The sequence below is a fragment of the Nocardioides szechwanensis genome (genome assembly GCF_900103935.1).
GTDB lineage: Bacteria > Actinomycetota > Actinomycetes > Propionibacteriales > Nocardioidaceae > Nocardioides > Nocardioides szechwanensis.
In genome coordinates this window covers 302038-322514 of record NZ_FNIC01000003.1, presented here as the reverse complement: position 1 = coordinate 322514, position 20477 = coordinate 302038, and the positions used below count along the sequence as shown (strand labels likewise).

19 protein-coding genes, 2 tRNA genes and 1 other RNA gene are annotated in these 20477 nt (G+C 71.7%); 14 read left to right on the top strand and 8 right to left on the bottom strand.

Translation table 11 applies throughout. The features are described from left to right. Positions 1-10: 10 nt before the first annotated feature. From BLR90_RS10190 to BLR90_RS10170, 5 genes are all read left to right on the top strand, one after another. Positions 11-472, top strand: coding sequence for a hypothetical protein (locus BLR90_RS10190; protein WP_091025072.1), 462 nt, complete (start codon positions 11-13; stop codon positions 470-472). After that, entirely contained in the window at positions 472-1704 is a 1233-nt protein-coding gene (locus BLR90_RS10185) for a hypothetical protein (protein ID WP_091025071.1), read from the top strand. Before BLR90_RS10190 ends, BLR90_RS10185 begins: the two co-directional genes overlap by 1 nt. A gap of 94 nt (positions 1705-1798) precedes the next feature. Beyond that, a complete protein-coding gene (gene eccD / locus BLR90_RS10180) occupies positions 1799-3160 on the top strand; it encodes a type VII secretion integral membrane protein EccD (RefSeq protein WP_091025070.1) in 1362 nt (453 codons plus the stop codon). Between the two features lie 10 nt (positions 3161-3170). After that, entirely contained in the window at positions 3171-4637 is a 1467-nt protein-coding gene (eccB, locus tag BLR90_RS10175; RefSeq protein WP_091025069.1) for a type VII secretion protein EccB, read from the top strand. Further along, positions 4628-5932: a S8 family peptidase gene (locus BLR90_RS10170; RefSeq protein WP_091025068.1), complete on the top strand. Its 1305-nt coding sequence runs from the start codon at positions 4628-4630 to the stop codon at positions 5930-5932. Before eccB ends, BLR90_RS10170 begins: the two co-directional genes overlap by 10 nt. 33 nt (positions 5933-5965) lie before the next feature. Here the strand turns inward: BLR90_RS10170 and BLR90_RS10165 are convergent, their stop codons facing one another. Together BLR90_RS10165 and BLR90_RS10160 are read right to left on the bottom strand one after the other, a co-directional pair. Next, the gene (locus BLR90_RS10165) at positions 5966-6364 is read right to left on the bottom strand and encodes a hypothetical protein (protein ID WP_143016178.1); all 399 of its coding nucleotides are present in this window, start codon (positions 6362-6364) and stop codon (positions 5966-5968) included. Positions 6365-6428: 64 nt separating this feature from the next. Further along, positions 6429-6518: transfer RNA gene (locus BLR90_RS10160), tRNA-Ser, on the bottom strand. Positions 6519-6574: 56 nt separating this feature from the next. On the opposite strand from BLR90_RS10160, the gene ffs reads away from it, so the two are divergent. The 7 genes from ffs (at position 6575) to BLR90_RS10125 (ending at position 12778) form a co-directional block, all read left to right on the top strand. Further along, positions 6575-6665: signal recognition particle sRNA small type (ffs, locus tag BLR90_RS10155), an RNA gene on the top strand. A 67-nt stretch (positions 6666-6732) separates the two neighbouring features. After that, a complete protein-coding gene (locus BLR90_RS10150) occupies positions 6733-8775 on the top strand; it encodes a DNA polymerase III subunit gamma and tau (protein ID WP_091025066.1) in 2043 nt (680 codons plus the stop codon). A 49-nt stretch (positions 8776-8824) separates the two neighbouring features. Beyond that, positions 8825-9202: a YbaB/EbfC family nucleoid-associated protein gene (locus tag BLR90_RS10145; protein ID WP_091025065.1), complete on the top strand. Its 378-nt coding sequence runs from the start codon at positions 8825-8827 to the stop codon at positions 9200-9202. Between the two features lie 7 nt (positions 9203-9209). Continuing rightward, complete coding sequence (gene recR, locus BLR90_RS10140) at positions 9210-9806, top strand: recombination mediator RecR (RefSeq protein WP_091025064.1); 597 nt, start codon at positions 9210-9212, stop codon at positions 9804-9806. Beyond that, on the top strand, positions 9803-10411 hold the full coding sequence (locus BLR90_RS10135; RefSeq protein ID WP_218029339.1) for a DUF5063 domain-containing protein: 609 nt from the start codon (positions 9803-9805) through the stop codon (positions 10409-10411). Before recR ends, BLR90_RS10135 begins: the two co-directional genes overlap by 4 nt. A gap of 55 nt (positions 10412-10466) precedes the next feature. Further along, entirely contained in the window at positions 10467-11738 is a 1272-nt protein-coding gene (locus BLR90_RS10130) for an aspartate kinase (protein WP_091025063.1), read from the top strand. Positions 11739-11740: 2 nt separating this feature from the next. Then, on the top strand, positions 11741-12778 hold the full coding sequence (locus BLR90_RS10125; protein ID WP_091025062.1) for an aspartate-semialdehyde dehydrogenase: 1038 nt from the start codon (positions 11741-11743) through the stop codon (positions 12776-12778). Positions 12779-12865: 87 nt separating this feature from the next. Here the strand turns inward: BLR90_RS10125 and BLR90_RS10120 are convergent, their stop codons facing one another. From BLR90_RS10120 to BLR90_RS10110, 3 genes are all read right to left on the bottom strand, one after another. Beyond that, positions 12866-13606 carry a hypothetical protein gene (locus BLR90_RS10120; RefSeq protein ID WP_091025061.1) on the bottom strand — a complete coding sequence of 247 codons (741 nt, stop codon included), beginning with the start codon at positions 13604-13606 and terminating at the stop codon, positions 12866-12868. A gap of 94 nt (positions 13607-13700) precedes the next feature. Further along, a tRNA-Pro gene (locus BLR90_RS10115) sits at positions 13701-13777 on the bottom strand. Between the two features lie 82 nt (positions 13778-13859). Then, positions 13860-14795 (bottom strand): metallophosphoesterase, encoded by a 936-nt coding sequence (locus tag BLR90_RS10110; protein WP_091025060.1) that lies wholly within the window; start codon positions 14793-14795, stop codon positions 13860-13862. A gap of 25 nt (positions 14796-14820) precedes the next feature. On the opposite strand from BLR90_RS10110, the gene BLR90_RS10105 reads away from it, so the two are divergent. Continuing rightward, on the top strand, positions 14821-15279 hold the full coding sequence (locus tag BLR90_RS10105; RefSeq protein ID WP_091025059.1) for a GatB/YqeY domain-containing protein: 459 nt from the start codon (positions 14821-14823) through the stop codon (positions 15277-15279). Here the strand turns inward: BLR90_RS10105 and BLR90_RS10100 are convergent. Beyond that, on the bottom strand, positions 15276-17639 hold the full coding sequence (locus BLR90_RS10100) for a penicillin-binding protein (protein WP_091025058.1): 2364 nt from the start codon (positions 17637-17639) through the stop codon (positions 15276-15278). The genes BLR90_RS10105 and BLR90_RS10100 overlap by 4 nt on opposite strands. A 231-nt stretch (positions 17640-17870) precedes the next feature. On the opposite strand from BLR90_RS10100, the gene BLR90_RS10095 reads away from it, so the two are divergent. Beyond that, positions 17871-18155 carry a WhiB family transcriptional regulator gene (locus BLR90_RS10095; protein ID WP_091025057.1) on the top strand — a complete coding sequence of 95 codons (285 nt, stop codon included), beginning with the start codon at positions 17871-17873 and terminating at the stop codon, positions 18153-18155. Between the two features lie 51 nt (positions 18156-18206). Here BLR90_RS10095 and bagB read toward each other — a convergent pair whose 3' ends face one another. Together bagB and bagA are read right to left on the bottom strand one after the other, a co-directional pair. Beyond that, on the bottom strand, positions 18207-19373 hold the full coding sequence (gene bagB / locus BLR90_RS10090; protein ID WP_091025056.1) for an ArsA family ATPase: 1167 nt from the start codon (positions 19371-19373) through the stop codon (positions 18207-18209). A gap of 52 nt (positions 19374-19425) precedes the next feature. Continuing rightward, positions 19426-20436 (bottom strand): ATPase BagA, encoded by a 1011-nt coding sequence (gene bagA / locus BLR90_RS10085; protein ID WP_174812358.1) that lies wholly within the window; start codon positions 20434-20436, stop codon positions 19426-19428. Positions 20437-20477 lie beyond the last annotated feature (41 nt).

Sequence of the window (20477 nt, the reverse complement as noted above, 5' to 3'; positions counted from 1 at the left end):
CTCCCACGTCATGCTGATGATCGACAGGGTCGTCTCGATCCTTCACGACCTCTCCGTCAACGAGGAGGCCATCCAGGCCGTGTCGGCCGCCCTCCAGGACGGCGCGGAGCTGATCGAGACGAGCAGCTTCATGACTGCCGACCCGCTCCCCGTGACCGCGTTCGGCGCCGGCGACAAGGGCGGCCTGCTGGGCTTCCACCACGACAAGGCGCGGGTCGTCATCCAGGAGACCCTCGACTCCTTCATGACCGACCTCGTGGGCTTCGCCGAGGGCGTCTCGTACGCCGTCCAGCTCGTCGTCGGTGCCGACGAGACGGCGGGGGCCGACCTGTCGGTGCAGCGGCAGGCCGTCGAGATCCTGGCGAGCCACAGCGACTTCTCCGCCTCTGAGCAGCAGGAGCAGGGAGCCCGCGACGCCTACCCCGACAGCCCGTCGGACGGCGGCGCCACGAACGAGGGGACGGGAGCCTGATGGCCAACGGTGAGCAGGTCGCCCAGCTGCAGACCGCCTTGAGCGGCGTCGAGCTCGGCCGGGTCCGGCTCGCGGCGACCGACTGGCACGACGGGGCCAAGGTGCTGCGCGACGTCGCGGCTGCCCTGGCCAAGTGCAGCCCCGACATCCGCGAGCACTTCGGCGGCGAGACCGGCGCGGCCGCCCAGGCGGCGTTCGACCGGGTGCACTCCCGCGTCTCCGAGCGAGCCGACCAGATGGCCCTGGCCGGCGGTGCGCTCGACGACGCCGGCGACGCGATCTTCACGGCCGAGGAGGACGCCAAGGCACTCGAGGCCAAGGAGCCCAAGCCACCCACGAAGGAGACGCCCGGCCTCGACGAGACGCCGCTGGAGGCCCTCAACCGGGAGGCCCGCGACGGTCAGGCCGCGTCCGACTACCAGGCCGAGTTCGAGAAGCACGAACGCCGGGCGCGCAAGATCCGCACCGCTCTCGAGGCCGACTACGACGTGTCGACCGAGAAGATGAAGCAGATTCACGGCGACCCCGACCCGATCACGGACGGGCCCGGTGGTGGCGGCAACGGCGGTGGCGGTGGCGGCGGGACCCCGCTCAAAGGCACCGGCCGACCGCCCCGCGACCCCGGCGTCGGCACCTTCGACGAGCCGCGGCCGCCCAGACCGCCGCGGCCGCCCGAGCCGCCCATCTGCTTCCCGCCCCCGCCTCCGGAGCCGCCGCTCCCGCCGGAGCCGCCGCTCCCCCCGGAACCCCCGCTGCCCCCCAACCCGCAACCTCCCGGCACGCCTCCGACGACCACGCCTCCTCTCAGCACGTCGTCACCGTCCGGGCTGAGCGCCGGTGTGGCCGGTGGCCTCGCCGCGGGAGCGGTCGGTGGCCTCGCCGGCGGCGCCATCCGTGGAGCACTGTCGTCGGCCGCCGGCGGCACTCCGGTGCGCCCCATCGGCGCTGGTGGTCGACCGGGCGCGCCCGGTGCCCTCGGGCGCGGTGCTGCCGCCGGAACGCGCGGCGGAGCCGCCTCTCCAGGTGCCCCTGCCGGGCGTGGCTCACGCGGTGGGACACGTGGTGGCCAGGGCGGTGCCGGCGGCCGTGGCGCGGCCGGAGAGGGAGCCCCCGGCGGCCGCGGTCGCGGCACCAAGCGCGACCGGGACGAGAAGGACCCGAGACGCAACCTCTTCCTCGACGAGGACGGGTGGACCGACGACGAGGGCGCCGCGCTCGGTGTGATCGACTGAGCGGCACTCCGGCCAGACCCGCCCGGGCCGGTAGCATGCGCCTCGCTTGCGCCGGGCGCTCGGATCCGTTGCGAACACCCCTGAGGGAGAGACGATGAGCCAGGTCCCCGTTGGCGCGTCGGGACTCGTGCGTGTGACGGTCACGTCCGGCAGCCGCCGAGTCGACCTCGTGCTGCCGGGCGCCGTACCGGTCGCTGAGCTGGTGCCCGAGCTCGCCCGCAGTGTCGGGCTGCTCGACGCCAGCACGGTCTACGGCGGCTACCGCCTGGTGACCGCCGAAGGGCGGCGCCTCGCACCCGACTCGGGCCTGACGCTCCAGGGCGTCGAGGACGGCGTGACCCTGACGGTGACCGCCGGGATCGACGACGATCCACCGCGCGTCTACGACGACGTCGTCGAGGCGATGACCGACGTCGTCGAGCGCGACCTGAAGCCCTGGGAGCCGGCCTCGGGACGCCGTACGGCGCTGAGTGCCGCCGCGCTGTTGATGAGCCTGGGGGCGGTGGCCCTGCTGATCCAGGAGGACTCCCTGCTCGCGGCCGTCGCGGCGGTCACCGTCGCGTTCGCCCTCGTGTCCGGCGCGATCGTGCTGTCGCGCGCACAGCGCGAGGCCGAGGCCGCCGTCGCGGTCGCCTGGATGGGCGCCGGCTACGCGGCCGTCGCCGGCCTGATGCTCGCGCCCGAGGGTCCCTTCTTCGACTACCCCGTCGCCTACGCCGGCGCGGGTGCCCTGATCGCCGGGCTGGTCTGTCTGGTCGGTCTGGGCGAGGGGCGCACCCTGGTCATCCCGCCGGTCGTGGTCGGCGCGTTGTTCCTCGCCACCGGCATGCTGATGCGTGCCACCGACTTCGACCCTGCGGTCGTGCTCACGGTCGTGCTCACCGTGGTCGTCATGATCGGCAGTGTCTTCCCGTGGCTCGCACTGGGCGCGACTCGCACCCAGGTCGACCAGCTCTTCTCCGCCGCCGACATCACTGCCGACCCTGCCGAGATCGACCCGGCCCGGGTCGAGGCCGACGCTCGGGTCGCCCACGAGATCCTGGTCGCCATCTCCGGCACGGTGGGCCTGCTGCTCGTCGTGATCGCGCCGCTGGCGGTGTCGCTCGGTCTCTTCGGCACCCTGCTGGCGGTGGTCTGCAGCCTGGTCGTCATGCTCCGCACCCGTCAGTACCGCACCGGTTCCGAGGTGCTGGTGGGTCTCGTCTCGGGCATCCTCGGCCTGGTCTCCGTGGCGGTCTCGCTGCTCGTGATGTTCCCCGAGTGGCAGCCGGTGGCGGCGGTGGTGCTGGCCGGGTCCGGCGCCGTGCTCCTGGCCGCGACCCTGCTCCCCGCGACCCCGTCCGTACGACGCGGTCGCTTCGGCGACGTGGTCGAGAGCATCGCGCTGCTCGCCCTGCTGCCCCTGGCGGTCCTGGCCGTCGGTGTGTTCGACGTGTTCCAGTCGGTCGGGCGCTGAGGGCTCCCGGATGGCCACCAAGAAGGATCTCGTCGAGGCCTACTCCTTCAGTCGTCGACGGCTCGTCACGGCCTTTGTGTCCGGGGCGCCGGGCGGCCGGGAGGTCGAGCCGTCACGGCCCGGACGCACGATCGTCGGTGGCCTCGCGCTGGCGGTGCTGCTCTGCGCCGGTGCCGCGATCGCCGGCGTCTTCAAGCCCGACGTCGACGTCGACTGGGAGCAGCCGGGCCTGATCCTCTCGAAGGAGAAGGGCGCCGCCTACGTCATCCTCGAACCCAACGCGGACGGTGAGCACCAGGTCCGCCCGGTCATCAACGTGACCTCGGCCCAGCTGATCCTCGGGGAGGACGCCACCCCCGACGTCATCCCGCAGGCCGAGATCGACGAGAAGAAGATCGGCCCCGACATCGGCATCCTGGGGGCGCCGGTGACCGTGCCCGCCACCGACGACCTGATCGAGAGCGGCTGGACCGCCTGCACCGACAACGACCGTGGCACCCGCTTCACCGTCAGCGCCGCCCCGGACGTCGACGCCGCTCCCGACAGCGGAGCGCTGGTCAAGCACGGCGGCGCCTTCTACATCGTGGCTCACTCCCAGCTCGACGACGAAGGACAGTCGCGGGCCTACCGCTACGAGCTGCCCAAGCTGGCGGGCCTCGACAACCTGCTCGGGGCCCTCGGGATGCCGATCGACGACAACGCCACCACGGTGCCTTCCGAGTGGCTCGACCTCTTTCCCGCCGGGGGCCCCCTCAAGCTCGAGAGCTTCGGCTTCGAGACCTACGGCAAGGCGTCCCCGCAGGCCGGACAGGGCGGGCTGCCGGATACGGCGAAGATCGGTGACTACTACGAGATCGACGGCCAGCTGACCGTCCTGACGCCCGACGGTCCGGCCGTGATGACCGAGTTCGCCCGGGCGCTCTACCTCCAGGTCCGCCCCGACCGGGCCAAGGACCTCGGTCTGGACGAGCCCGCGGACGTGTCGCAGGCGGAACCGCCGTACCGGGACGCCCACTGGCCCTCGGAGGTGCTGAGCCAGCTCCTGGGCGAGCAGTGCGCCCAGCTGCTGACCGAGCCGGGGGAGCTGCCGCGCGCCGTCCTGGTCGCCAACCCCGGCGACTTCGCCAGCGCCGCCGACGTCGAGGCCGGCGACCGCGAGGTCACCGTCGACCCCGGTCGCGGCGCCTTCGTGCTCTCCGGCGGCTGGCACGACCCCGAGGTCGGCGAGCCCTTCGTGATGGACGCCAAGGGCTTCAGCTATGCGCTGATCGGCACCGATGCGGTCGCCAACCTCGGCTTCGGCGACTACGACGCTCCCGTGGTCCCCGACAGCTGGCTCCAGCTGTTCGAGGAAGGCGAGGAGCTGTCCGTGGACGCGGCTCTCTGCCCGCCGATCCGGCCGAGCCGCGAGGACCGGGCGGAGGAGGGCGGCGAGGAGTCGGACGAGGCCGACGGACAGGCCGAGTCATGCGAGTGACCCTGCCGCTGCGCTCGGTCCTGGCCGGAGGGCTGGCGGTCGGCACCCTCGTCGTCGGCGGCGCACCCGCGCACGCCGTCGACCAGGAGTGCAGCGCGATCCGCGCGGACAACACCGACCCGACGACCGCCGAACGGGTCGGCTCGCCCGTGCAGCTCCTGCAGATCGACGAGGCGCAGCGCATCGTCGCCGAGTCGGGCAAGGAGCCGGGCGAGGACGTGGTCGTCGCAGTCCTGGACTCCGGGGTCGCCAAGAACGACTTCATGTTCGTGGGCCAAGGTGACTCCTTCTCCAAGACCCCCAAGGACGCCGTGCCCCTGGAGATGCAGGGCACGGCCGTGGCCGGCCTGATCGCGGCGAAGGGTGGCGAGGACCAGTCGATCGGCATCGCCCCCGGCGCCGTGATCTTCGACGTCAAGATCTACGACCGGTTCACCACCGACGACCCCGACACCGAGTCGGAGCCCGACGTGGGAGCGCTGCTCGGAGCCCTGCGCTACATCGCCGGCCTGGAGAAGGGGACGGTCGACGTCGTCAACATCTCGGTGGCGTTGCGCCACAGCGAGGAGCTCGACGCCGAGCTCGACGAGGTGCTGGAGGACCTCGCGGACAAGGACATCGTGGTCGTGGCCGCGACCGGCGACCGGCCCGAGGAGGCCGACCCGCTCTACGCCGACTTCGGGTACGACGGAGAGGAGCCGCCGCACGGCGAGGACGCCCGCAAGGTGATCTGGCCGGCCAGTGACCCGCACGTGCTGGCCGTCAACGCGAGCGCCACCGTGTTGGTCGACGACGAGGTGGTGCCGGGCGACGCCTTCGACTCGGTCCTGCGCAGCTCGGCGACCGACGTCGCCGCGCCGACCTCCGACGCGGTCTCGGTCGCGATGGACGGCGAGAGCACCTGCCTGCTCCCCGAGGTCTCCACCGCATGGGCCACGGCCGAGGTGTCCGGAGTGGTGGCGCTGCTGCGGTCCTACTACCCCGACGAGAGCGCCCAGCAGATCGTGGAGCGCATCAAGCGCACCGCCACCGGCTCGCCCCGGGCCGGCACCACGCTCACCGGCCACGGCGTCGTGCAGCCGGTGGAGGCCCTGCAGCGTCCGCTCCCGGCTGAGGGCGACGCCGCCGGCTCACGCATCGTCGACCCCCCCGACGAGCGGGCGGAACGGCCGCAGCCTGAGCCCGACCTGCTCGCCAGCACCAAGCGCAACGCGGTCTGGTGGGGGCTGCTCGCCGGCGGTGGGCTCGTGGTCGCCGTTCTCCTGCGGCCGGTGCTGGCCCGCCGCCGCGACTGACTCCTGCCGCCGGGTTGATCGCGGCCTACGACATCAGCTGCGATCCTCGAACAGCGTCGTCGGCGGCTCGCGGCCCTCGAAGCAGAGAACGCCGGTCTCGTCCCCGAACGTGTTGCGCGCCTCGATGCAGTAGCCGCCGCCCTCGACCGTGACGCGCACCGTCTCGGTATGGGAGTCGAGGGTGAGCCCGGTCTCGCCGCCGGTCCGGTCGCCACCTGCCAGCGTCAACGCGGCCGGCCGGCCGGTCTCCTTGATCTGCTCCCACTCGTACTGGGCGACCGCGAGCACGTCGTCGTACAGCGGTCGTGCCCGGTCCGTACGGCGGTCCAGCGCGGTGGTCGCCGGCAGCAACAGCGAGAAGAACACCACCGTCGCCACTCCGGCGAACCACGCCATGCGCTGCTCCGTGCTGAGCCTCGTCGTCCTGGTCATCGCTCCGAGGGTGGCACACGTCGTGAGACGACGAACGGCGCCGCGGTGAGCGGCGCCGTCCGGTTGGCGGAGGATAGGGGATTCGAACCCCTGAGGGCTTTCACACCCAACCCGCTTTCCAAGCGAGCGCCATAGGCCACTAGGCGAATCCTCCGCCGGAGACCCTACCCGGCGGTTCGGGGTCGGATGAAATCGCCTAGACTCCGGGGCAACCCCCCGTGTGGCGACATCTTGCTCAACTCCCCCAGGGCCGGAAGGCAGCAAGGGTCGGCGAGCTCTGTCGGGTGCGCGGGGGGCCTCATTCTTTCTGGAACCGGGCCGACGACCGCCCGCTACCGGCTGTCGGCAGCGGTGGTTAGTGTTCTGGCGTGGAGTCCCCCCTGGCGTTGTACCGCCGCTACCGTCCCGAGACCTTCCAGGAGGTCATCGGGCAGGAGCACGTGACGGAGCCGCTGCGGGTGGCGCTGGCCAACAACCGGGTCAACCACGCTTACCTCTTCTCGGGTCCGCGCGGGTGCGGCAAGACCACGTCGGCCCGCATCCTGGCGCGCGCCCTCAACTGCGAGCTCGCTCCGGTGGCCGACCCGTGCGGTGAGTGCGACAGCTGTCGCGACCTGGCCCGCGGTGGCCCCGGCTCGATCGACGTGATCGAGATCGACGCGGCCTCCCACGGCGGTGTCGACGACGCGCGCGACCTGCGGGAGAAGGCGTTCTTCGCGCCCGTGCGCAGCCGCTACAAGGTCTACATCATCGACGAGGCCCACATGGTGACCACGCAGGGCTTCAACGCCCTGCTCAAGCTGGTCGAGGAGCCGCCGCCCCACCTGCGCTTCATCTTCGCGACGACCGAGCCCGACAAGGTCATCGCCACGATCCGCTCGCGCACCCACCACTACCCGTTCCGGCTGATCCCGCCGCGCCTGCTGTCGTCCTACCTCTCCGAGCTGTGCATCCAGGAGGGCGTCTCCATCGAGCAGGCGGCGCTGCCCCTCCTCGTGCGCGCCGGTGCCGGGTCGGCCCGCGACACCCTGTCCGTGCTCGACCAGCTGCTGGGCGGCGCCGGGCCCGAGGGCGTCACCTACGCGCTCGCGAGCGGGCTGCTCGGCTACACCCCCGACACCCTGCTCGACGAGGTCGTCGACGCGTTCGCGGCCGGTGACGGCTCCGCAGTGTTCGGGGTGGTCGACAAGGTGATCGAGACCGGCCAGGACCCGCGCCGCTTCACCGAGGACCTCCTGCGCCGCCTTCGCGACCTGGTGATCATCTCGGCGGTGCCGGACGCGCCGGCCACCGGGCTGATCGACGTCTCCGAGGACCAGGGGGAGCGGCTGATCGCCCAGGCCGCCCGCTTCGGCGCCGCCGAGCTCAGCCGCGCCGCCGACATCGTGGCGACCGGCCTGACCGAGATGCGCGGGGCCACCGCGCCCCGGCTGCTGCTCGAGCTCATCTGCGCGCGGGTGCTGCTGCCGGGCGCCGACCACTCCACCGACGGCGTGCTCGCGCGCCTCGACCGCCTCGAGCGCCGCGCCGCGATCACCGGCTCCCCGTCCGACGCCGTGGCCGCGCCGGCCCCCGCGAGCGCGCCCGCACCTGCCCAGGACCGGCCTGCCCAGTCCCGACCGGCCCCCCGCGAGCCGGAGGCGCCCGCACCGGTCGCGGCACCCGAGCCCCCGCCGGCGGCTCCTGTGCCCCCGGCCCGCCCGGTCGAGGTGGTGCCCGAGACGCCCGAGCCCCAGCGCGCTCCGGAGCCGGAGCCCGCGCCCGCGACGGCGGGCACGAGCGTGCTGTCCCTGGTCGACGTACGCCGACTGTGGCCCGACATCGTCGAGGCGACCAAGCAGCGGCGCCGGGTCACCTGGATCCACCTCACCCAGCACGCCCAGGTGGTCGCGGTCGACGCCGCCACCCTGACCCTCGGCTTCTCCAACGCCGGGGCGCGCGAGTCCTTCGACAACGGCGGCTCGCCCGAGATCGTCCGCCAGGCCGCGATCGACGTGGTCGGCACCGACTGGAAGGTCGAGACGATCGTCGACCCCGGTGCCTCCGCCGACGTGCCCCCGCCGCCCCCACCCGCGACGCCGGAGCCCGTGCGGCCCGTGTCGTCCGAGCCGGTCGCCCAGCGCGCCGAGCCCGACGGGCCCCCGGCCTGGATGAGTGACGACGCGGCGCCCGCCGAGCCCGAGCCGCCCGCCGCCGCCAAGCCGGACCCCGTCTCCGTGGGGGCGGCTCGCGAGGCGATCAAGGGCACCCGTCCCGCGGGCGCCGGTGCCGACAGCGGCCCCGACCTGGCCGCCGCCGACGCCGACGCCCACCCCGACGATCTCGACGCCGACTCCGACGAGCTCGGGGGGGCCGACCTGCTCGCCCGCGAGCTGGGGGCGAAGATCATCGAGGAGATCCCCAACAAGTGAGCTCCCCCCAGACCACCACCCGCCCACTCCACCCCGAGGTGACCGCACGATGACGCAGAACCCCTTCGACGCCCTGGGTGGCGGTGGCTTCGACATGAACGCCCTGCTCCAGCAGGCCCAGCAGATGCAGGAGCAGCTCCAGGCCGCCCAGGAGCGGCTCACCGACACGGTCATCGACGGCACGGTCGCCGGTGGCGCCGTGACCGTCAAGGTCAACGGCGTGGGTGACCTGATGGCAGTCGAGATCAAGGCCGGCGGGTTCGACGGCAGCGACGCCGACGACCTGAGCGACCTCGGCGACATGATCGTGGCCGCCTACCGCGACGCCAAGAGCCAGGCCGACGCCCTCGCGGGCGAGGCCCTCGGTCCACTGGCCGGAGGTGGCGGCCTCCCGGGCATGCCGCCGTCCGGCCAGCTGGGGTTCTGAGCCCGCCTTGTACGAAGGCGTCGTCCAGGACCTCATCGACGAGCTCGGCCGGTTGCCGGGAGTGGGACCCAAGAGCGCCCAGCGGATCGCCTTCCACCTGCTCCAGGCCGAGCCGACCGACGTACGCCGTCTTGCCGACGTGCTGATGGAGGTCAAGGCCAAGGTGCGGTTCTGCTCGGTGTGCTTCAACGTCTCCGAGGACGAGCAGTGCCGGATCTGCCGCGACCCGCGCCGCGAGACGACGGTGCTGTGCGTGGTCGAGGAGTACAAGGACGTCGTCGCGATCGAGCGGACCCGCGAGTTCCGCGGCCGCTACCACGTGCTCGGCGGCGCGATCTCGCCGATCGACGGCATCGGGCCCGATCAGCTGCGGATCAAGGAGCTGTTGCCCCGGCTGGCCGACGGGGTGGTCACCGAGGTGATCCTCGCGACCGACCCCAACCTCGAGGGGGAGGCCACGGCGACCTATCTCACGAGGCTTCTGGGGCCGATGGGCTTGCAAGTGACCCGCCTGGCGAGTGGACTGCCGGTGGGTGGTGACCTCGAGTACGCCGACGAGGTCACCTTGGGCAGGGCTTTTGTGGGAAGACGGGCAGCCGAATGACCAGCAATATGCAGGGCAACATCCAGGACACCGACCTCGACGGCGTGACGCAGGACTTCGCGCAGGAGATCGCCGACAGCGTCGCGAGCTTCCTGATCGCGCTGAGGGCGATCAGTCGCGAGGCCACGTCCGGGCAGGCGATCTCGTTGCTGCTGCTCGAGATCAGCCAGGTGCTGCTCGCAGGGGCCCGCCTCGGCGCGCAACAGGACTTCACGCCCACCGCCGACTACCAGCCCGACGTCGGCCCCGAGGCCGACCTCGACGAGATGCGGCTGCGCCTGGCCACGCTGCTCGGCAACGTCGACACCTACAGCTTCGTGCACGACCCCTACGTCCCCGAGGTGGTCGAGAGCCAGCTCTCCGACGACCTCACCTCGATCGCGACCGACCTCGAGAACGGCCTGCGCCACTACCGCCTCGGTGACATCAGCGAGGCGCTGTGGTGGTGGCAGTTCTCCTACGTCGCCTCGTGGGGCAACCTCGCCGGGGCCGCCCTCAACGCGCTGCTCTCGGTGGTGTCGCACGACCGGCTCGACGTCGACAACGACGAGGAGATCGAGCAGATCGAGGCGGCCGAGGCGGTCCTGGACGTCGACCCGGCCTGACCCCGCGCGCTCGGTAGACTCTGGGGGTCCTTCCCCGATCGCAGGAGTGAGCTCGTTGGGCATTGTCGTGCAGAAGTACGGCGGCTCGTCCCTGGGCGACGCCGGCCGGATCAAGGAGGTCGCGCGCCGGATCGTCGAGTCCAAGAAGGCGGGCTACGACGTCGTGGTCGCCGTCTCGGCGATGGGCGACACCACCGACGACCTCCTCGACCTGGCCAAGGGTGTCAGCCCGCTGCCGCCGGCGCGCGAGATGGACATGCTCCTGACCGCCGGCGAACGGATCTCGATGGCGCTGGTCGCGATGGCGATCTCCGACCTGGGCTTCACCGCCCGCTCATTCACGGGCTCGCAGGCGGGTGTCATCACCGACTCCGCGCACGGCCGGGCCAAGATCATCGACGTCACCCCGGGTCGGATCTCCGCGGCGATCGCCGACGGCCACATCGTGATCGTGGCCGGCTTCCAGGGCGTCAGCCAGGACACCAAGGAGATCACCACGCTGGGCCGCGGGGGCACCGACACCACCGCGGTGGCGCTGGCCGCCGCGCTCGGCGCCGACTACTGCGAGATCTTCACCGACGTCGACGGCGTCTTCACCGCCGACCCGCGCATCGTGCCGACCGCGCGCCGCCTCGAGCGGGTCTCCTACGAGGAGATGCTCGAGATGGCCGCCTCGGGCGCCAAGATCCTCCACCTGCGGTGCGTCGAGTACGCCCGCCGTTACGACATGCCGGTCCACGTCCGTTCCTCCTTCTCGCACAAGGAGGGGACCTGGATCACCCCCGAGCAACCAGGAGAAGAAGCCATGGAGCAGGCGATCATCGCGGGCGTTGCCCACGACCGCAGCGAGGCCAAGATCACCGTCGTCGGCGTACCCGACAAGGTCGGCGAGGCCGCCCGGATCTTCGAGGCGCTGGCCGCGACCGAGGTCAACATCGACATGGTCGTGCAGAACGTCTCCGCCGCGGCCACCGGCCTCACCGACATCTCCTTCACGCTGCCGCGCGCCGACGGCCAGACCGCGATGAGCGCCCTGGCCCGGATCCAGGACGAGGTCGGCTACGACAAGCTGCTCTACGACGACCGCATCGGCAAGGTGTCGCTGATCGGCGCCGGCATGCGCTCGCACCCCGGCATCACCGCCAAGTTCTTCGCCGCGCTCGCCTCGGCCGGCGTCAACATCGAGATGATCTCCACCTCCGAGATCCGGATCTCGGTGATCGTCAACGAGGTGCAGGTCGACGAGGCGGTGCGCGCCACGCACACCGCGTTCGAGCTGGACGCCGCCGAGGTCGAGGCGGTCGTCTACGGCGGGACCGGGAGGTAGTCATGGGTGTCCGTATCGGCATCGTCGGCGCGACCGGCCAGGTCGGCGTCGCCATGCGCCAGATCCTCGCGGAACGGGACTTCCCGGCCGACGAGATCCGCTTCTTCGCGTCGGCCCGCTCGGCCGGCTCGGTGCTGCCCTACGCCGGACGCGAGATCACCGTCGAGGACGCCGCGACCGCCGACCCGAGCGGCCTCGACATCGCGCTCTTCTCCGCGGGCGCCACCACTTCGCGCGCCCTGGCCCCGGCCTTCGCCGCCGCCGGCGTGACCGTGGTCGACAACTCCTCGGCGTTCCGGATGGACCCCGACGTCCCGCTGGTCGTCTCCGAGGTCAACCCCGAGGCGATCGAGCTGGCGCTGTCCGGCCGGCGCATCATCGCCAACCCCAACTGCACCACGATGGCCGCGATGCCGGTGCTCAAGCCGCTGCACGACGCGGCCGGGCTGGTGCGCCTGATCGCCTCGACCTACCAGGCCGTCTCCGGCTCCGGCGTCGCCGGCGTCGAGGAGCTGGCCACCCAGGTCGCCGCGGCCGGCGACAAGGCCCGTGAGCTGGCCTACGACGGCGAGGCCGTGTCGTTCCCCGACCCGGTCAAGTACGCCCGCACCATCGCCTACAACGTGCTGCCGATGGCCGGCTCGATCGTCGACGACGGCCTGTTCGAGACCGACGAGGAGCACAAGCTCCGCAACGAGTCGCGCAAGATCCTCGGCATCCCCGACCTGGCGGTCTCCGGCATCTGTGTCCGGGTCCCGGTCTTCACCGGGCACTCCCTCGCGATCAACGCCGAGTTCGCGTCGTCGATGACCGTCGAGCACGCCCGCGAGCTGCTGTCGTCGGCCCCGGGCGTCGCGCTCTCCGACATCCCCAACCCCCTCCAGGCCGCCGGCAAGGACTCGTCGTACGTCGGTCGGCTGCGGCACGACCCCGGCGTACCCGACCACCGTGGCCTCGCGCTCTTCGTGTCGAACGACAACCTGCGCAAGGGTGCCGCGCTCAACACCGTCCAGATCGCCGAGCTCCTCGCCGACCGCTGACGTTGACCCGCCCGAAACTTTCGGGCGGGTCAACGGGCAAGTCGGTGAGTTTCGGGCGGGTCAGTACTCCCCCGCGGAGGGACGAAGTCACTCCACGGGTTCGATGAAGGTCGTCGTGACCCAGTGGGAGAGCAGGTAGGCGAGCACGGAGACGGCCGGGATGGCGATGATCATCCACCAGGCGTCGATGACCTCGATGAAGAACAGCAGCGCGACGACGGAGACCAGGCCGACGGCCAGGAAGCTGGTGCTCCCGGGGTCGGGCACCTCGAACATCCGCAGCAGCACCGAGCCGAGCACGATCATCAGCACCACGATGACGACCAGCAGCGGGAAGCCCGCGCTGCCGCAGGTCGACGTGTTCTGGACGGCCTCGCAGCCGCGTAGGGCTCCGGCCGTGGCGCCGACCAGCGCGAGCCCGACGACCACGCCGGTGAGGGCTGCGGCCACCCGGCCGGGCAGCGGCTTCCGCGGCGGCCGAGGCTCCTTCGGCGGCTTGGGTGCCTTCGGCTCCTTGGCGCGCTTGCGCTCCTTGGCCTTCGGCTCGGGGGTGGGAGTGACGGCGGGCGGCTCGACCTCGTCGACGAAGAGCGGGGGCGGCGGCTCCTCCTGCGGGGGAGCAGCAGGCACGGAGGCCGCGACGGGCGCCGCGTCGACCATGGTGTCGTGGACCTCAGGAGCCGGCTCCGGCTCGATGACCTGGGTGTCCTCGACGTCGGCGGGGGCCGTCTCGGCCTCGGGGGCGGACGCCTTGCGGCCCCTCTTGCGGCCGAACAGCCGGGGCGGCTCGAGCCGCGCCTGGGCGTCCTGCTGGTCCTCGTCTGCCATGCGGGCAGTCTGTCACGCGGCAACCCCCGGAAATGGCACAGACCCGGACCCATTTTCGTGGGTCCGGGTCTGGCGGATGTCCTGCGACATCACATGGTCGGGCTGACAGGATTTGAACCTGCGGCCTCCTCGTCCCGAACGAGGCGCGCTACCAAGCTGCGCCACAGCCCGATTTATGGGCTCCCCCCGGTGGAGGGAGGAGCCCACAAGCACGGGAGCATACCCGAGCGTGGAGCGCGTCCCCCAATCGGCCTCAGCCTCGGGGCACCAGGGTCAGCAGGGTCGCCTCGGGGCGGCAGGCGACCCGGATCCGGGTCCACGGGCTGGTGCCGACGCCGGCGGAGACGTGCAGCCACGCCGAGCCGGAGTCGCCGGGCCTCGAGTCGGCCGGGTGGCGGTGCAGGCCCTTGGCACGCGCGGTGTCGAGGTCGCAGTTGGTGGTCAGCGCCCGGCCCCCCGGCAGGCACACCTGGCCTCCGTGGGTGTGCCCGGCCAGGACGGCGTCGTAACCGTCGGCGGCGTACTGGTCGAGCACCCGGAGGTACGGCGCGTGGGTGATCCCGAGCCGCAGGTCGGCGGTCGGGTCGGCCGGGCCCGCGACCAGGTCGAGCCGGTCGTAGCGCAGGTGCGGGTCGTCGACCCCCGCGAACGCGAGCGTCGTCTCACCCACGGTCAGGGTGTCGCGGCGGTTGGTCAGGTCGAGCCAGCCGGCACCGGTGAGGGTCTGGCTGAGCTCGGGCCACGGCAGCTGGGGTACGTCGGTCCGGCGGGTGCCGTCGTCGGGCAGCAGGTAGCGCAGCGGGTTGCGCAGGGTCGGCTCGTAGTAGTCGTTGGACCCGTGGACGAACACTCCCGGGACGTCGAGGAGCGCCCCGAGGGCGTCGCGCACGACCGGGACGGCGTCGCGGTGCGCCAGGTTGTCGCCGGTGTCGACGACCAGGTCGGGGCGCAGGTCCGCCAGCCCGCGCAGCCACTCCTGCTTGCGCGTCTGGCCGGGGGTCATGTGGATGTCGCTCAGGTGCAGCACCGTGAGTGGCCGCTGGCCCGGGGGCAGTACCGGCACCTCGACGCGCCGCAGCGTGTAGGCCCGCGCCTCCCAGGCGGCGTACGCCGTCAGCCCGCCGCCGGCGAGCGCCCCGGCGCCCAGAAGGCGGGGGAGCAGGCGCGGGAGAATCCGGAGGCTGGGCATTCGCCCAGGCTGCCACAATGGCCCTATGAGTGCTCTGAAGGACCGTCTCCGCGCCGACCTGACCACCTCCATCAAGTCGCGTGACGAGGTCCGCTCCTCGACCCTGCGGATGGTGCTCACCGCGATCACCAACGCGGAGGTCGCCGGCAAGGAGGCCCGCGAGCTCACCGACGACGACGTGATCGGCGTGCTGTCGAGCGAGGCCAAGAAGCGCCGCGAGGCGGCCACCGCGTTCGCCGACGGTGGCCGGGCCGAGATGGCGGCCAAGGAGAAGGCCGAGGCGGCGGTGATCGCCGACTACCTGCCCGCCGCGCTCAGCGACGACGAGGTCGCCGCCCTGATCGCCGCCGCGATCGAGCAGACCGGTGCCGCCGGTGAGGGCATGCGCGCCATGGGCAAGGTCATGGGCGTCGTGACGCCCCAGGTCAAGGGTCGCGCCGACGGGTCGGCCGTCGCCGCGGAGGTACGCCGCCAGCTCGGCTAGCGGCCCCCGCCGTTGCCGTTGCCGCCGCCATTGCCGTTGCCCTGGCCGCCGCCCCCGCCACCGCTGCCCGGAGGCGGACGGGTGCGGCCGGTGGACTGGTAGATGACCACGGTGTCGCCGCTGGCGAGCTCGGAGCCGATGCCGGGGTCGGTGTAGGCGACCGTGTCCGCCGGGTAGCCGGAGGGCCGGTAGCCGCCGAGGGTGACCTCGAAGCCGAGGTCCTCGAGCTCGCGGCGGGCGTCGTCGACGCTCATCCCGCCGACGTCGTGGATGCCGATGAGCAGGCCCATCACGTCGGTGCCGCTGGGCTGGGTGAAGTCCTCGTCGTCTAGCCACTGCTCGATGACCTTCATCGCGTCGCCCCACATCGGGCCGGCCAGGGTGGAGCCGAACGCCGCCGAGACGTAGGAAGGCCCGATGGTCTGGCCGTTGAGCGTGATCGGCTGACCCTCCTTGTTGGCGCCGGCGATCATCGAGGCGGTGGCGAGGTTGGGCGTGTAGCCGACGAACCACACGGCGCGGTTCTCCTGGATGGTGCCGGTCTTGCCGGCCGAGGGCTGTGCGGTCTGGATGTTGGCGCTGTAGCCGAATCCGCCCGGCTCGAGCACCCCCCGCAGGATGTCGTTGACGGCGTCGGCGACCGAGCTGGGCATCACCTGGGTGCACCGCGCGGGGTAGTCCTTCAGCGTGTTGCCGGCCGCGTCGAGGATCGCGGTGACCGGGCGCGCGTCGCAGTGGAGGCCGCGGCCGGCGAAGGTCGCGTAGGCCTCGGCCATCTCCAGCGGGCTCACGTCGGCGACCCCGAGGGTGAACGTCGGGACCATCTCGGTGTCACGGTCGGTGAGCTGGATGCCCATCTGCTTGGCGAGCTCGTAGGGCTCGCAGAGACCGGTCTCCAGCTCGAGCTGTGCGAAGAAGGTGTTCACCGAGAGCCGGGTGCCGGTGTAGAGGTCGAAGGTGCCGGAGTCGGTGGAGTTGGAGGGGTCCCAGATCTCGGAGCTCTGGTAGAACTCGCCGTCGCAGACCTCGAAGTCGCCCTGGTCGAGGAAGACCTGCGGGGGCGAGGGGATCTGGGTGGAGAGCGGGATCTCCTGCTTGATCGCCGAGGCGAGCACGAACGCCTTGAACGTCGAGCCGGCCTGGAAGCCGTTGGAGTCGCCGTACTGGGAGGGCACGACGTAGTTGAGGTAGGTCTCGCCCTGCTTCTTGCGGGCACCCATCGGTCGGGACTGCGCGATCGCCTTCACCTCACCGGTGCGGGGCTCGACCATCGCGAGCGCCCCGATGGCGTCGTTCTCCTTGTAGACGTGGGAGCGCACCGACTCGTCGGCCGCGTCCTGGAAGCGCAGGTCGACGGTGGTGCGGATCGTCAGGCCGCCGGAGTTGAGCAGCCGCCAGCGCTCCTCGGCCGTCCGGCCCAGCGAGCGGTCGCGCATCAGGTAGCGCAGGACGTAGTCGCAGAAGAACGGGGCCCGCGAGAAGAAGCAGCCGTTCTGAGTCTTGTTGATGTCGAGCTTGAGCCCCTTGGCCTTGGTCCTGTCGGCCTGCTGCTCGGTGATGACGTTGAGCTCGGCCATCCGGTCCAGCACGATGTCGCGGCGCTCGCGGGCGCGGTCGGGGGAGTTGGTCGGGTCGAACTTCGTGGGGTTCTGCACGAGGCCCGCGAGGATCGCCGACTGGTTGAGGTTGAGCTTGCGGGCGTTGACGTCGAAGTAGTGGCGGGCGGCCGCCTGTACGCCGTAGGCGCCGTCGCCGAAGTAGGCGATGTTGAGGTAACGCTCGAGGATCCAGTCCTTGCTGTAGGCCTTCTCGACCGCGATGGCGTAGCGCAGCTCCCGGAGCTTGCGGGCGTAGGTCTGGTCGACCGCCGCTTCCCGCTCCTGCTTGGTGTCGGCCTGGTTGAGGAGCGTGAGCTTGACCATCTGCTGGGTGATCGAGGAGCCACCCTGGACCACGCCGCTGGAGGCGGAGTTGGTCAGCAGGGCGCGGATGGTGCCCTTGACGTCGAGGGCACCGTGCTCGTAGAAGCGGTAGTCCTCGATCGCGACGATCGCCTTGACCATCCGGCGCGACACCTGGCCGAGCGAGACCTCGACGCGGTTCTGGTCGAAGATCGTCGCGATGGTCTCGCCGTTGCCGTCGACGATGCGGGTCTTCTGGGGCAGCGCGTCGGCCTCGAGCTCGGTCGGCAGCTGGTCCATGGTCTCGGCGACGTTGCGGGTCGTCACGCCCACGACCGCGGCGAACGGGATGGCGAGGCCGGCCACGACCACGCCGAGCACGGCGGCGACAGCCACCATGACGCCCAGGTGGGAGACCACCTTGACGAAGGAAAGACGCTCAGATCCAGACCGGGACATGGCGCCAGCGTACGTGAGGAGGCCGAGCGGGCGGCTTTCGGCGGTGCGACCGTCATACCAGGCCCGAGTGCGGGTATGACCACAAATGACTAGTCATTTCGGACTAGTGAGTGTGGGTCGTGCGGGCCTTACGGTTTGGTTGAAACATCCTTAACTTTGTCATTGTTGGGATAGGAACCGGGGGCGTCGTGGGGACGCACTTCCTTCTCGGAAGATGTGGGGACATCACTTATGTGGGTTGAAGACTGGGCGCCTCGCGCCGCTTGCAGGGCCACGCAGCCGGACCAGCTGTTCGTGCGTGGCGCAGAGCAGAACAAGGCCAAACAGCTGTGCGCCGGGTGTCCCGTGCGCACCGAGTGCCTGGCCGAGGCTCTGGACAACCAGATCGAATGGGGGGTCTGGGGCGGGATGACCGAGCGGGAGCGCCGTGCGCTGCTGCGTCGTCGCCCGGCCGCGTCCTGGCGCACGGTCCTCGAGACCGCTCGCGAGGGCAGCCAGGTCGCCGTCCTGGCCTGAGCCACCAGCGCAACGCCTGAGCCGCCCCGGGAGGGAGGGTTCAGGCGTTGTCTACTGCCCGGCGAGCAGGTCGCCGATCCGGCGCAGGCCCTCGAGGTCGTGCACATCCCCGGCGAGCGCGGGCACCACGGCCGTCGCCACCTGCGGGTGGGCGGTCGCGAAGCGCTCGCGCAGCCGCGCCTCCCGCTCGACCATCCGGGTCTGGTCGGCGTGCAGCCGCAGGAGCCCCGCGGTGAGCGACTCCGGGTCGCGCTTGCGCAGCCGCTCGGCGGCCGCCATCGCCTCGTCCGCCGACAGCGTGCCCGCGGGCGCCGGGCTCGCCCGGTTGACGATCAGCCCGGCCAGTGGCATCCGGTCCTCGCTGAGGCGCTCCACGAAGTACGCCGCCTCGCGCAGCGCGTCCGGCTCGGGCGCGGCCACCACGAGGAACGCCGTGCCGTCGGCCTGGAGCAGCGCATAGGTGCGCAGCGCCCGCTGGCGGAACCCGCCGAATACCGTGTCGAGCGCCGAGACGAACGTCTGTAGGTCCTTGAGGACCTGACCGCCGAGGATCTTGGTCAGGGCGTTGGTGATCAGGCCGAAGCCGGCCGTCATCAGCTTGGCCGGACCCCGGGCCGGGGCCAGCATCAGGCGGATGAACCGGCCGTCGAGGAAGCTCGACAGCCGCTCGGGGGCGTCGAGGAAATCCAGCGCCGAGCGTGACGGCGGGGTGTCGACCACGATCAGGTCGTAGCTGCCGTCGACGGCCGCCTGGGCGTGGATCTGGCCGAGCTTCTCCATCGCCATGTACTCCTGCGTGCCGGCGAACGAGCTCGACAGGGCGATGTAGAAGGGGTTCTCCAGGATCTGCTGCGCCTTCTCGGGACTGGCCTGGCTCTCGACCACCTCGTCGAAGGTGCGCTTCATGTCGAGCATCATCGCGTCGAGCCACCCACCCCCGGAGGTGTCGACCGGCGACACCGGGCGGGGCGTGTTGTCGAGCTCCTCGATGCCCATCGACTGGGCCAGCCGCCGAGCCGGGTCGATCGTGAGGACGACGACCTTGCGGCCACGCTCGGCCGCGCGCAGCGCGATCGCCGCCGCGCTGGTGGTCTTGCCGACGCCGCCGGAGCCGCAGCACACGATGATGCCGGTGGCGGGGTCGTCGATCAGGGCGTCGACGTCGAGGGCGTGTGCCTGGGTCCCGGTCGGTCCCTGCCGGGTGCGGGCTTTCGTCATCTCTCGGGGTCCCCGGCGAAAGCGGAGCGAAGCGAGCATTTCGTTGGGGTGTTCATGCCATCCCCTGGTCTCGGAGGCTGGCGGCGAGCTCGTAGAGCGCGCCGAGGTCGACGCCGAGGGGCAGCCGGGGCAGCTCGTACGTCGGGCCGCCGAGGCCGCCGACCAGCACCCGCTGGGAGTCCTCCAGCGCCCGCCGCTCGGCGTGGTCGTGGGCCTCGCTGAGCAGCCCGTCGACCAGCGCCGGGCCCGGAGCGATGCCGGCGTACTCGAGGTCGGCCTCCACCTCGGAGCGGTCGATGGTGCCGCTGTGGGAGCGGGCCAGGTCGTCGGCCGAGAGGTCCTGCGGCCGGACCAGGTTGACCACGATGCCGCCGACCGGGAGGTCCGCGGAGCGCAGCTCGGCGATGCCGTCGGCGGTCTCCTGTACCGGCATCTCCTCGAGCACGGTGACGAGGTGCACGGCGGTCCGGGGCGAGCGGAAGAGCGTCATCATCGTGTCCGACTGCGACTTGATCGGCCCGACCTTGGCCAGCCCGGCCAGCTCGTTGCTGACGTTGAGGAACTGGGTGATCCGCCCGGTGGGGGGCGCGTCGAGCACCACGGCGTCGTACTGGATGGCGCCCTTGTTGCGGGTGTTGCGCTGGACCGCCTCGAACACCTTGCCGGTGAGCAGCACGTCGCGGACGCCGGGGGCGATGGTCGTGGCGAACTCGATCACGCCGAAGCGGTCGAGTGCGCGGCCGGCGCGGCCGAGCTTGTAGTAGAGGGAGAGGTACTCGAGCAGCGCGGCCTCGGCCTCGATGTGGAGCGCGTGGACGACGCCGGGGCGGCCGTCGGCGCCGGGCAGGCCGGTCGTGAGGCGTCGCTCCTCGGGGGGCAGCGGGTCGACGTCGAACATCCGCGCGATCCCCTGGCGGCCCTCGACCTCGCACAGCAGGACGTTCTTGCCGCGGTCGGCGAGCGCCAGCGCCAGGGCCGCCGCCACCGTGGACTTGCCGGTGCCGCCCTTGCCGGTGACGACATGGAGTCGCACCTTCGGCCAGTCGTTCGCGGCTTCACTCACGGGTGAAGCCTAGGGCCGTCGTGGTTGACGCCCGGCGGCAA